This is a genomic window from Flavihumibacter sp. CACIAM 22H1, assembly GCF_001601815.1.
Lineage (GTDB): Bacteria > Bacteroidota > Bacteroidia > Chitinophagales > Chitinophagaceae > Flavihumibacter.
In genome coordinates, this window is sequence record NZ_LUKG01000004.1 from 26986 (window position 1) to 40537 (window position 13552).

The following is a 13552-nucleotide window of genomic DNA, read 5'->3' on the forward strand; positions in this document are numbered from 1 at the left end:
ACTGGTAGGAGTCTCGCTTAAATCAGGGGTATCCGCTGTGTAAAAGCATCCTTAAAACTACGATATTGATACCTATTTTAGGGCCCAGGGTTCAGCTATGTTCCAATACATAAACAGCATTTGAACAGACCTATACTAAAGCAGAAAGGCATCCGGCAAGCATTTCAAAGCTTTGGTAGCTCTGTTGGAAGCCTATGTATATTATAAGGAGATTAAAAATTATTAAAAAAACTGGGCATGCCATTGCCTGCATACTAATACTTAAAAATGATCGTTCTAAACCGATTACGCCTAACTTTCACCAAAGACCGTAGTAGTAATGATGCATCGAATAACCTTATCTATCGTACTTTGTACGTGTTTTCTCCTATCGTTTTCCCAACAAAAAGCTGAACGCCTCAATTCCGGTGAAATCATTCAAGCCGGCATTAAATTGTATGACAACGGTAATTTCAAGGAGGCCCTCCGGGAATTTGAGAAAGTTCCGGTAGGAGATACCAATTATGTATTAGCCCTCTATGAAAGCGCCCTGACCTGTACTGCCGATAGCCAGTATAGCCGTGGATTAAGCTATTGCGAAAAGGGACTAACCGACCGATCAAACCCGGAACGCGACCCGGAATTCCTTGCACTTTACGGAGCCTTGTATGACTATAGTAACCAGCCAGATAAGGCCTTGCATATTTTTGATTCGGCTATGCAGGTATATCCGGCCTATACCAACCTTTACATAAACAAGGGTACAACATTGATCAGGATGAAAAGATACCGCGAAGCCGAAGAGGTATTACAAAAAGCAGCCCTAATAAACCCCTATTCTGCCAGTGTACATCTCAAGCTCGGGCTGGCGGCCCTTAACCAGGGCAAAGTGTTACCGGGGTTTTTATGTATGCTCGCCAGCCTAACGGTTGAACCGAGTAACAATTTTTCGAAAAATGCCATTAATATTCTTAGCGAAATAGCAAAAAGTACCGATGAAATTACCAAACTACATGCCGATCGAACCGAACAACCTTCCGGTAATTTTCAATTGGTGGAGCAAATTCTACTCTCTAAAATTGCCCTTGATAAAAACTATAAGATAATTATTGGGCTGGATGATTTTATTTCTCGGCAAATACAGGTAGTTTTTGAAAAACTTGCGTTTGATGAAAACGACCGGGATTATTATATGCAGTACTATGTACCGCTCTATAAGAAAATATATACGGATAAAAAATTTGAATATTTTGTAAACCATATTTTTTCTAATGTTAATCTGCCCGCTATACAGGAGTTTAACAGAAGGAAAAAAAAGGATATCGATGTTTTGAAGACAGATATTATTCAATACCTGCATCTTATCAGGGCTTCCCGCGAAATTCAGTTTACGAAGCGTAGTTATGATTATGCCTGCTATCAGTTTACAGATGAAGGATTATACGGAAAAGGTGTTGTTAAAGATAAATCATTGCCTACCGGTCCCTGGATATTTTATTATACGAGTGGAAATAAAAAATCGGAAGGCCAGTTTACCGATAAAGGCGAAAGAGACGGTAAGTTTTCCTATTATTATTTCAACGGGAAACAAAAAGCTATCGAGTTTTACCAGAATGGTAAGCAGGATGGAATTCAAACCTATTATGCTGAATCAGGAGCCCTTGAATCCATTGCTCCCTATAAAAACGGGGAAGCAGAGGGTATGTACACCAGCTATTATTCCAATGGTGTAACCAAAACCCTGGAGCCTTATAGCAATGGAAAACTACATGGTATAAAAAAGTCGTTTTATAGAGCAGGTCCGATTCAATTGGAAGAATCCTACGTAAACGGAAAGCGGCAGGGATCTGCTAAAACATTTCATCTGAATGGTCGTGTCGAAACGGAGGGGGCTTATTCTGATAATGAATTAAACGGCAACTTCAAAAGCTGGAATAGCGAGGGTGTACTGGTTGCTGAAGGTAGCTATGCGCTTGGAAAACTGGTAGGAACACTTAAAAGATATTATGAAAACGGACAATTGCAATCTATTGAACAGTACGATAAAGGTGTTCTGGAAGGGGAATATGTTTCTTATCATGAAAACGGAAAACTGGCCTATCGTTACCTGAATAAAAATGGAAAAACTACCGGTGATGTGAATTATTTCGATGAGGATGAAAAACTATTTTCTACCCTTAGTTTCGATAATGACAGATTGAAATCCGGCCGCTATTTTGACAAAACCGGCAAACAGATCAGTATTTCGGAGTTAAAAAAAGGCCGGCTTGATTTGCTTACTTATGGTCCGGAAGGTGCCCGGCAAGCCCTTGTTCCGTATGGAGAAAAAGGCCAGGTGCACGGAACCAAGCGCTATTATTTTGGGTCTGGCAAAGAACGACTGATAGAAACCTATACACAAGGCGAATTGAACGGCCCTACTACCGCTTACCATGAAAGCGCCAATAAAAGCTATGAAGTTGACTATGTTAACAACTCCAGAAACGGGTATTACAGTTCCTGGTATTCTGCCGGGGGAATTCGGGAAGAGGGCTGGTACGAAGCTGATATGTTGCAAGGTACCTGGCTGAACTATAACAAGCACGGTAAGCTACTGTCCAAATCGGCTTACCTGAATAATGAGCGCAATGGCCTTAAAAACGATTATTGGCCAAATGGACGGATTAACACTACCTATCTCTTTCATAAAGATCAGTTGGTATCAATGACAGAATATGATACAACTGGAGTTGTTATTAATACGGTAAAGCTGGAAAATGGCAACGGTAAATTTATTTCCCGTTATCCAAATGGTAAGTTATCCAGTGAATGTGTTTATGTAAACCATGAAATCAATGGCCCTTATAAAGCATATTATCCGGATGGTTCCTTGAAAATCCAGCAATTCTATAAACATGGATTACTAGACAGTAATTATACTGCCTACAGTTATGGAGGAAAGCTGCGTGTTGAAGGTAATTATTTCATGAATGAGAAAGTTGGAACCTGGAAGTTCTATACTGCTGAGGGTAAACTTTATTCCATTGAAACCTATAAATCGGATAAACTGGAGGGTAAAACCCTGTATTATCATGCAAATGGCAAGTTAGATACAGAAATAGAAATGAAGAATAATGATCGGCACGGCCTCTATAAGCGCTATGCCGAAGACGGCAGCCTGATGTACCAGCTTCGATACAAAGAGGGTGTAAAAACCGGTTATAGTTATTTGGATAAGAATGGACAACTTTTGCCTGAAATTCCACTTACCTTAGGAAATGGTACACTGAACGCTTTCTACCAAAATGGCCATCCTTCTGCCTCCATGGTATATGTAGATGGTAAATTGAACGGCGCGTATACGTTATATCACCCCAACGGTAAAATCATGCTTACAGACAAGGAGGTATTCGGCGAAACAGAAGGCCTTTCTACTAAGTATTTTGAAGATGGAAAAATACGGAGTCAGTACAATTATGTGCAAAACAATTTGCACGGGTCTTACAAAGAATACAACAGCAAGGGAATACTAAAGGAGGAAGGCAATTATTACGACGACGATCTGCATGGTGAAGTAAGATTTTACGACGATGCCGGGAAACTGAAACAGAGTAGGTTGTATTATTACGGATTATTATTGGAGGTGAAATGAAACAAGTAATTACAATAGTATTGGGTTGCCTAACCGTATACTGGTTTCCCGCAAATACGTTTGCGCAAAAGCCAGAAGAATTAAGAAGCCGGTATCCGGGGCATGAAGCCGTTGTTTTAAATAGTAGCACACAATACCGAATAACGATCAAAGACGATGAGCCTTTTGTAGAAAGCAGGGAAAATGAGCAACTAATGTACCTATCTACCACCGCTGCTACCTACATGAGCCGCTATGGTTTTACGCAAAGTGGTTTTCATGATGTTGTTGAATATGCCGCTTATACCCAAACAGCCGACAAGAAGAAAATTAGGGTAACTAACTTCAGAACGGGTGACGCCCGGTCAAGCAGTGTCTTTTACGATGATGTTAAGGAAACTGTTTTTGATTTTCCTGCAATCGGAACGGGTGCCATTGGTGTGCTGAACCAAAAAATTATCCATAAAAAGCCCTACCTGCTATCTCCCCACTATTTTGGTCGTAGAATACCTGTTGTGCTCAATGAAATGATGGTTAGTTTCCCCAAAGACATGTCGGTTAAATTTCAATTGCAGGGTCTTAATACAGATAAAATTGTATTTACTGAATCAAAACGCGGCAATGAGATCACCTATAAATTCCAGGTAAAAGACCTTGACCCGGTGCAGCAGTATGCAGATGCTCCTGGTGCTTCGTATTATTCACCCCACGTGCTCTTTTATATAGAGAAATACAAGAATTCTAAAGGAAATGAAATTGCTTACCTGGCTGATACCAATGCATTATACAAACTTAATTTTAGCTTTATTAAGGATATCAATAAGGAAATTGGGCCCGAACTCAGAAAACTGGTAGATTCTCTTATACAGGGAGCATCTACCAAAGAGGCCAAAGCCCGGCGCATTTATCGATGGGTACAGGAGCAGATTAAATACATTGCTTTTGAGGCGGGTATGGAAGGGTTTATACCTCGTGACGCTAACCTTGTTTGCGCTAGGCGTTTTGGTGATTGTAAGGATATGAGCAGCATCCTTACCGTGATGCTGAATGCAGCGGATATTCCTGCCTATTATACCTGGATTGGTACACGATCTCTACCCTATACCTACCGGAAAACACCATTGCCCATCGTCGCCAACCATATGATCTGTGCCATACAGCTAAAAGAGGATGAATTCATTTTTTTAGACGGTACAGATGCCACCTGTTTTTTTGGAATACCCTCTTCCCATATTCAGGGCAAAGAAGCAATGATAGCCCTGGGGCCAGAGCAGTATAAGATCGTAACCGTACCGTCTCCCCCAAAACCGGTAAGTACGCTTGTTGATACCTGTTTTCTTCAGTTTACTGATAAAGGAATTCAAGGTTCCATTAAACAGCAATTAAGCGGCTATTTTTCAATGAATACACGCAATATTTTAAATTACCACAGCGAAAAAGAAAAGGAAGAATTTATGCGGAACTATTTTAAACGTGGTTCTAACAAATTCCGACTTTCCAATTTCCAGATCAATAATGATACAGGGAATGAACGGGTTACTCTTAGTGGCAGTTTTGAGCTCGACAACTATGCCAGAAAATTAGCTGATGAATGGTATATTAACCTGAATCTGGTAAAACTGTTTGAGCACCAGGAGATTGACTATCCTAAACGCGGCATCCCAATGGAATTTGATTTCCGGTATATTAAGCGGTTTGTTACTGTGCTGACTATTCCGGAAGGCTACAAGGTGTCCTACCTTCCAAAGGGAAAATCTTTTCAGAATAAAAGCTGGGGCTTTGAGTTGAAGTATGAACAGAAAAACAACACACTTATTCTAAGCCAGGAATTTTATAACGATCATTTGCTCCTACAGCCTGACCAATTCAAGGATTGGAACGAGGTTTTAGAACATCTTTTCCCGCAATACAAAGAATCTATCAGTATTTCAAAAATTTAGGAATATATGTTGACTGAACTAAAAAAATTAGTAACCTTTTTACTGCTACTTATCCAGTTAACGGTTTATTCCCAAAATGCGCCCTCCATTGAGCGTGAAAACTGGACCGGTAGCGCTACTGTTCAACGGATTCCCGCTAAGTATAACAAAGAATCGGCTGTAATACTACTGGATAAACGCCGCATTGAATACATTGATGATGCACAAGAGCTGGCTGCCTACCGGACCTTACATAGGCGTATACATATTATTGATGATAATGGCATTGAACAATTCAACAAAATTTATCTGCCGGTTAACTCAAACAATGATATCGTTGATATTAAAGCCCGTACCATTCTTCCGAATGGAAAAGTTATTACTGTCGATAGTAAAAATATCCGAGACCTGAAAGAAGATGACCAGTTGTATAAGATCTTTGCCATGGAGGCACTGGAAAAGGGTTGTGATGTAGAGTTTTATTATACCTATAGAATAGACGGATCTTTTTTTGGCCGCGAAATAATTCAAACAGGGTTTCCGGTACTGGAAGCCGAAGTGGCTATCCTGTCTCCCGAAAGGCTGATCTTTGAAACTAAGGGATATAACCAGGTAAATGCAGCCATAGATACTATGTTCAATACAAAACGTATGATTCTTTTAAAGCAGGAAGATATCCCCGGAGCGGAGAAAGAAAAATATGCTGTTTACAACGCTCACCTTAAGCGGATTGAATACAAACTTTCCTATAATGTTTCACGCAGTAAAACGGAACGTTTGTTTACCTGGAATGAACTGGCAAAACGGGCCTATAGCATTTATGGCACTTATTCTGATAAGGATATAAAAAGAGTCAACGAATTAATTAAGAAAAATGATTGGCAGAAGATCACTGCAAACGAGCAGTCAATTGTTGTTGCAGTGGAAAATTACCTGAAGAAAAATATCGGCACTTCAGAATACAGTAATGATAAATCTGCGGAAGATATAGAAATGATAATTAAGAAAAAGATATCGAGCCATCGTGGTATTATGCGTTTATATGGAGCCATTTTCCGGCAATTGAATCTTGAACATGAGTTTGTACTATGCGGGTCGAGAGAGGATTATGCTGTTGATAAAAATTTTGAAAACTGGAATAATTGTGACAACCTCCTGATTTATTTTCCTGCGCTTAAAAAATATATTGCTCCTACAAGACTAGAAATGCGTTACCCCTTGATTCAAACCGAATGGATTGGGACGAATGGAGTATTCTGTAAAGGAACTACTATTGGAAACTTCACAACCGCTATTGCAGATATTCGTCCTATAGTGGGAGAGGACTGCAACTGGTCGAGCAATAATATTGATGCAAAAATTAACCTGAATTTCTCGCTAGACTCTTTAATGGTGCATACCCGTCAATCCTACACCGGTTATTCTGCTGTTTTTTACAGGGCTAGTTTCAATTTTGCTCCGGATGAACAGCAACAGGTGCTGATCAAGGAAATGGCAAAATTTGGAACCAAATCCGAAAAGGTACTACATTCTAAAGTGGAAAACAAGGAAATGGAACAGGTTGCTGCAAATAAACCCTTTGTATTGGACCTGGTGGTAAATGCCAGTGAATTGGTTGACCGGGCCGGAAACAAAATCCTTGTAAAAATTGGTGAAATAATCGGCCAGCAGTCAGAAATGTACCAGGAAAAGCCCCGGCAGTTTGACATCGATGTAAACTATCCCCATACACTAAACCGGCATATTGAATTCACTATACCAGATGGGTATAAGGTAAAGAATCTGGAGGATATCAATATCAGCAAACAGGTGCAGGATAACAATATGGTAACCATGGGCTTTACCTCTTCGTATAAATTGGACGGTAAGCTGCTTAAAATTTCTATACGAGAAGAGTACTGTCAGCTAGAATACCCGCTTGCTCAATACGAGGCATTTAAAAAGATCATTAATGCGGCAGCCGACTTTAATAAGATTATCCTGGTACTGGAGCCGCAATGATTGTTGGCGGCAATTACCTGGTTTCTATACAACAACAGAAAACAGGTGCCGCTTGCCGCAAACTGACCGTTTTGAGCAGAGCTCAGTCGAATGCCTGGTTGAATTTCTTTATCGAGTAGATGACTGAATCAATTACCGGTTTGTAAAAAAATGCGCTCCCCGTAGAGTTGATTTGCTTCAAGCAAACTGTTGGTAATGCTTGTGCTATCGGTTAGATTATACAAATCAACGCTGGCTGTATTGGTGGACTGGCCTGCATATGGGTTGCCCACCAGTATAATAGAGTCAATACCGGGGTAGTAGTTGTTTATCACCTGCCGCGTTTTGTCCATTGCAAACCGGGTAAAGATAAAGTACAGGTTTCTAAAACAACCAGGTAACCACCGCGTTGCTATTTTTCAGAACTTATAAATGTTGTTGCCTACGGTATGCACCCGGGGTAAGGCAGGTTATGCGTTTGAAAATTTTTGAAAAATAGGAGAGGCTTTCAAAGCCCGTTCGTTCAGCAATTTCTGTAAAAGCCAGGCTGGTGGTTGCAATCAGGTACTGTGCCCGTTCTATTCTTTTTTCCTGTATATAAGGTAGAGGACGTTGACCGGTATATTTATAGAATAAACGCGAAAAATAATCCTCATTATGATTTACGCGCCTGGCAAGCAGGGCTACGGAAATCTGCAGCGGTAAATTTAATTGGATGTACCGGATACTATCCAGGATTTTGGAGGGAATGGGGCCGGATCCGGCGCTTTCCAAAGCCGTTACACCCATAAACCGCGCCAGCAATAGTAACAGGATTCCCTGCGTTTCAAAATATACTGATCCTCGCATCGATTGATTCAGCTCCTGGTAGCTTTTGTAATAGGCCGCTTTCTCATACACAGAAGGATTGTCTGACCGGTTAATGCCTCTTCCCGGATTAATTTCCAACAAGCGTTGCAGGATAGATTGATCGGTTGGCGAGGCTGCCAGCTTAATCACTTTCCGGTGGTTTTCGAACAGTGAAACCGCATTGTCTGCCTGTTCGAAAAAATGAATGAAATACTGTCCTAATACCCCGTTACAACGCAAATGACAGAGGGTGAAACTTGGAACCAGGTATATAAATCCAGGCTCTAGTTTTATTTTTTCCTTGCCTGAAACAATTTGGCCTTCGCCGTTATCAATATAATAGATCCGGTAATAAGGACTTATTACATTCAGGTAATTCCATCGCTTATCAAGTTTTACATAATCTGCATGTAAAAGTGAAAATCGATAGCGGGAGTACTGGTTGGTCATACGGCGTTTTACTGGCAAAAAGTCGGATATGTACAAAACAAAGTCTTTTTAGTGGAATAGAAAAGCAAACTGCTATCAATAAATTTGAAGACATCAGCATTGCTAAACCAACCAGTTCTCGTATGAATTTGCCTGATTCCCCCATGAAGCCGCCCGATAATAAATTAACCCTTCCATCCTTAGTACTTGGTACCAGCGGACTAGGAAACCTTTTTGTAGCCCTGGAGGATTCCGAGAAACTACATATTGTGGAAGAATCGGTTAAGTATGCTGGCGGGATACCGGTGTTTGATACCGCCGGAAAATATGGCGCCGGTTTGGCGTTGGAAAGCCTCGGAAGATCGCTCCGATCATTGGGGGTGCCGCCCGACCAGGTAATTATCAGTAATAAATTGGGTTGGTTGAGAACCCGGCTGCAAACCAGTGAACCCAGTTTTGAGCCCGGCGTATGGAAGAACCTGAAGCACGATGCTGTGCAAAACATCAGCTATGCCGGCATCATGGAATGTTTTGAACAGGGTAATGAATTGCTCAATGGCTATGTGCCCCAACTGGTATCGGTGCATGACCCGGATGAATACCTGGCAAAAGCTACCAGTCCGGCTGAAGAATACAAATTATACAACGCTATTCTGGAGGCGTATGCAGCTCTATTTGAGTTAAAAAGACAGGGAAAAGTTCAATATATTGGTATAGGCGCTAAAAACTGGAAGGTAATTCAGCGCATTTCCAATGATATTAAACTGGATTGGATAATGATTGCGAACAGTTTAACGCTTAAAGAACATCCCCTTGATTTATTGAACTTTGTTGCGGATATGGCTGGTAAAGGCGTTCATCTTATTAATTCTGCCTTGTTTCATTCCGGCTTTTTAGTGGGCTCGGATTATTTTGACTATCGCCGCATTTCAAGAGAAGAACCGGAGTTCAGCGCGCTGTACAACTGGCGCGATGCATTTTTTGAGTGTTGTAAACAGTTTGCTGTACAACCGGCGGAAGCCTGTGTACAATTTGGATTGCAGGTAAATGGAATAAAATCCATCGCTTTAAATACCACAAATTCCAAGCGCGTAAAACAAAATGCGGAGATGGTATCCAAGCAGCTGCCTGCAGCTTTCTGGAGCGCTCTGAAAGAACAACGGTTAATTCAAATCAATTCTGAACATTTTAATTTGCTGCCATGAAAAGAAGAACTGCCTTAAAAGGACTAGCTGCCACCGTATCGGGCTTATGGCTGTCGCCTGCTTTAGGAGCAGACCTGTTAGGAACAACCGGTAACGAACCGATGGCCAAAGGACCTTTTCAACCCAACTGGAATTCTCTGCGGGCCTATAAAACACCCGATTGGTTCAGGGACGCTAAATTTGGTATATGGGCGCACTGGGGCCCGCAATGCGAACCTGAAGCGGGTGACTGGTATGCGAGGGGTATGTACCAGGAAGGTTCCTGGCAGTATAAATACCACCTTGAAAAATATGGGCATCCTTCCCGCTTTGGTTTCAAAGACGTAATTAATGAATGGAAAGCAACCCAGTGGGATCCGGAAGAACTTGTAAATCTCTATAAGAATGCCGGTGCCGCTTATTTTATGGCAATGGCCAATCATCATGATAACCTTGATTTATATGCCAGTAAATACCAGAAAAACTGGAATAGTACCAAGGTCGGTCCGGGTAAGGATATTATAGCGGGATGGGCAAAGGCTGCCAGAAACAATGATTTGCCTTTTGGCGTAAGTATACATGCTTCACATGCCTGGCGCTGGTATGAAGTTGCCCAGCGATCAGACAAAGCAGGTAATTATGCAGGAATTCCTTACGATGGAAAATTAAGCAAAGCTGCAGGCAAAGGAAAATGGTGGAATGGGCTGGACCCCCAGGAATTATATGCACAGCAACACCCCTTGAGCAAGAATAGTTTGAGTGATGCCATGAATACAGCAGAATGGGATTGGGGAAATGGTGTATATCCACCCGATACGGCCTACATGGAAAAATTTTATAATCGCACCCTTGACCTGATCAATAAATATCACCCCGACCTGGTTTATTTTGACGACGACAAATTACCTTTCTGGCCGATTAGTGATGTCGGCTTTCGCATTGCGGCGCATCTCTACAATAAAAGCATTAAGGACCATGGAACGCTGCGTGCTGTGCTTACGGCAAAAATGCTGGAAGGCGAACAGCGGGAAGCGCTTGTATGGGATATTGAAAGAGGACAGGCCAATGAGATTCAACCCCTTCCCTGGCAAACTGATACTTGCATCGGAGGCTGGCATTATGATCGTGGACTCTATGAACGAAATGGGTACAAGTCCGCAAAAACAGTGGTACAGACCCTGGTGGATATAGTAAGCAAAAATGGCAACCTGATGTTGAATATACCCGTTCGGAGGAATGGTACCATTGATGAGAAAGAGCGGCAAATAGTGGAAGAAATCGGACGTTGGATGAAAACCAATAGTGAAAGTATTTATGGCACCCGCCCGTGGAAAATTTTTGGCGAAGGACCTGCCCAGGAAGCAGCTGCGCAATTAGATGCGCAGGGATTTAACGAAGGCAAGGGAAAAGCCTTTACATCAGCGGATATCCGATTCGTAACGAAAGGAGATATCCTGTATGCTACCGCCATGGATTGGCCAGATTCCGGCAGATTACTTATTAAGTCGCTGGCCTCCAACAACCCGCTACTGTCTAAGCAAATACAGAAAATAGAATGGTTGGCAACGCGGCAGGTGCTGCACTTTAACAGAACGGAAGAGGGGTTGGAGCTTACGGTTCCGCCGAAAGATGCGGCCAGCCCCGGTTATGGAAATGTGCTGAAAATTTATCTGTCTGCCTGATAAAATTCCTCCGTACAGAAGGTCGGTTGTTATCTTTACTTCTGCTTGCAGATGTGTTGTTGGGTAAAAAAGGATTTTTTAAAGGTAAATTCTTCTTTGGTGAGGGCAGTTTACTGCCCTTTAGACGCTTATTTCTCCGCCTCCAGAAAGCGATCCCTTAAATTTGTTTCAGTATCTTCCCTTTTTGTAATTGTATAGTGATATTGTTGATGGCTGATATTGTTTACCCTATTATAGGATGGATTGGCACCATTGCCTACCTGTTGGGCTATCTATTACTTTCCACCAATAAATTGAAATCCAGCCAAATAAGCTACCATGTGCTGAATGTAATTGGCTCCTTTGGACTTACAGCCAATGCCATTCATTATATGGATTTCCCCAATATAGTGGTAAATATAGTTTGGGGTATTATAGCCTGCTGTGCTATCCTGGTATTGTTTCGTAAGCGTATAAATTAAGCTGTTGTATAGCTTGTTGTTTATAGAATTCCAGCTTCTTTCTGTACTCGTCTTTATTGGATTCTAGGCTTAAATAATAATAGGCGCCGTCAACAATTACAAAAACCATATCTGCTGCACGGGCAGGATCTGCCACATTCATTTCACCGGCTTCATTTGCATCTTTTATCATGGCTTCCAGGTTATGCCTTAGCTGATCCAGTACTACTTTAAATTTGGCTTTTACCTTCTTGTCTCGAAATACCATCGAATAACAACTATAGGCAACACTGTCATCAAATAAGATATTCCATTTATGGGAGAAGAGTTTATCTATAACCGTTAATAACCTTTTTTTAGGGTCTTCCTCCGAAATGGTAGGTGTTTTAAATATCTGCAGGTACCTTTCTAAAATAAATTCAATAAGGGCAGAAACCAATTGCTCTCTCGTTTGGAAATAATGAATGATAAGACTGGGATTAATATTAATGAGCGCCGCCGTTTTGGCAATAGATGCATTTTCCAGCCCCTCCCTCTTAGCTAGTTTGTAGAACGCTTTTATGATTTCAGGTTGCCGGGATTCTTTTAAACTCTTTCTGCCCATGTAGTGCCAGTATAATTTTGGTTTCCAACAAATATAGCATTCCCTGCCCATTTCCTGACGGCCTTCCGCTTGTGCAATCGATTGACTTAAATAGCTGCATTATATTATTGTGAACCTATTATTATTTAATTTTAAATTAATTGAATGTTCGTTCAATTTATTTTTTTCACTTAGTTTTATTCTACATTTTTGAATCATCAATTAATTGCTTCCAAAACAGCTTATTTATGAAAAGAACTGCTATTAGCTTCTTATTACTGTTACTTGGATTTTGCGGCCTTGCGCAGGATATACAGGTAACGGGAACAGTACGATCCTCCGAGGGAACCCCTCTGGCAGGTGTTACCATTCTTGATAAGTCTACCGGCAAGGGAACCAATACCGATAAGTCGGGAAAATTCAGCCTGCAGGTAGCTTCCAATGCCACTCTTGAGTTTTCTTTTATCGGTTATGTAAAACAGGAACTTGCCCTCAACGGACGACGGGAACTGAGTGTTCAACTGGCACTTACCGAAGGCACGGAATTGGGAGAAGTGGTGGTTACTACCGCCCTGGGTATCAAAAAACAGCAAAAAACGCTGGGTTATGCCGTTCAGGAAGTGAGCGGGGAAACGATGGCAAAAACTAAAACACCCACCCCGCTTGCTGCTCTTACCGGGAAAGTAGCCGGATTGAATATCAATAATACCACCGATTTATTCCGTAACCCAGGTATTTCCTTAAGAGGTCGTACCCCCCTGATTGTTATTGACGGTATTCCTGACCCGGATGCAGATCCATATAAAATCAACGCAGATGATATTGAAAGTATCAGTGTGCTGAAAGGTCCGGCAGCCGGTGCCCTCTATGGTGCACTGGGGGTTAACGGTGCTATCA

10 protein-coding genes are annotated in these 13552 nt (G+C 41.6%); 7 read left to right on the top strand and 3 right to left on the bottom strand.

Translation table 11 applies throughout. The annotated features are described in order from the left end of the window. Positions 1 to 319 precede the first annotated feature (319 nt). The 3 genes from A1D16_RS01985 to A1D16_RS01995 are packed head-to-tail and all read left to right on the top strand — an operon-like array spanning position 320 to position 7509. The gene (locus A1D16_RS01985; protein WP_290707258.1) at positions 320 to 3610 is read left to right on the top strand and encodes a tetratricopeptide repeat protein; all 3291 of its coding nucleotides are present in this window, start codon (positions 320 to 322) and stop codon (positions 3608 to 3610) included. Continuing rightward, a complete protein-coding gene (locus tag A1D16_RS01990; protein WP_290707260.1) occupies positions 3607 to 5529 on the top strand; it encodes a transglutaminase-like domain-containing protein in 1923 nt (640 codons plus the stop codon). Before A1D16_RS01985 ends, A1D16_RS01990 begins: the two co-directional genes overlap by 4 nt. Positions 5530 to 5535: 6 nt before the next feature. After that, positions 5536 to 7509 carry a DUF3857 domain-containing protein gene (locus tag A1D16_RS01995; protein ID WP_290707262.1) on the top strand — a complete coding sequence of 658 codons (1974 nt, stop codon included), beginning with the start codon at positions 5536 to 5538 and terminating at the stop codon, positions 7507 to 7509. Between the two features lie 128 nt (positions 7510 to 7637). Here A1D16_RS01995 and A1D16_RS02000 read toward each other — a convergent pair whose 3' ends face one another. Together A1D16_RS02000 and A1D16_RS02005 are read right to left on the bottom strand one after the other, a co-directional pair. Next, positions 7638 to 7841, bottom strand: a complete 204-nt coding sequence (locus A1D16_RS02000; protein WP_290707264.1) for a hypothetical protein — start codon at positions 7839 to 7841, stop codon at positions 7638 to 7640. 73 nt (positions 7842 to 7914) lie between these two features. After that, positions 7915 to 8787, bottom strand: coding sequence for an AraC family transcriptional regulator (locus A1D16_RS02005; RefSeq protein ID WP_290707266.1), 873 nt, complete (start codon positions 8785 to 8787; stop codon positions 7915 to 7917). A gap of 122 nt (positions 8788 to 8909) precedes the next feature. Between A1D16_RS02005 and A1D16_RS02010 the strand changes: the two genes are divergently transcribed. From A1D16_RS02010 to A1D16_RS02020, 3 genes are all read left to right on the top strand, one after another. Continuing rightward, entirely contained in the window at positions 8910 to 9971 is a 1062-nt protein-coding gene (locus A1D16_RS02010; RefSeq protein WP_290707268.1) for an aldo/keto reductase, read from the top strand. Further along, positions 9968 to 11632, top strand: a complete 1665-nt coding sequence (locus tag A1D16_RS02015) for an alpha-L-fucosidase (RefSeq protein WP_290707270.1) — start codon at positions 9968 to 9970, stop codon at positions 11630 to 11632. The genes A1D16_RS02010 and A1D16_RS02015 overlap by 4 nt, the downstream gene beginning before the upstream one ends. 209 nt (positions 11633 to 11841) lie before the next feature. Next, complete coding sequence (locus A1D16_RS02020; RefSeq protein WP_290707272.1) at positions 11842 to 12093, top strand: hypothetical protein; 252 nt, start codon at positions 11842 to 11844, stop codon at positions 12091 to 12093. Here the strand turns inward: A1D16_RS02020 and A1D16_RS02025 are convergent. After that, entirely contained in the window at positions 12059 to 12676 is a 618-nt protein-coding gene (locus tag A1D16_RS02025) for a TetR family transcriptional regulator (RefSeq protein WP_290707274.1), read from the bottom strand. The genes A1D16_RS02020 and A1D16_RS02025 overlap by 35 nt on opposite strands. Before the next feature lie 227 nt (positions 12677 to 12903). On the opposite strand from A1D16_RS02025, the gene A1D16_RS02030 reads away from it, so the two are divergent. Further along, the coding region (locus tag A1D16_RS02030) for a carboxypeptidase-like regulatory domain-containing protein (protein ID WP_290707276.1) at positions 12904 to 13552 on the top strand (649 nt) is incomplete at its 3' end.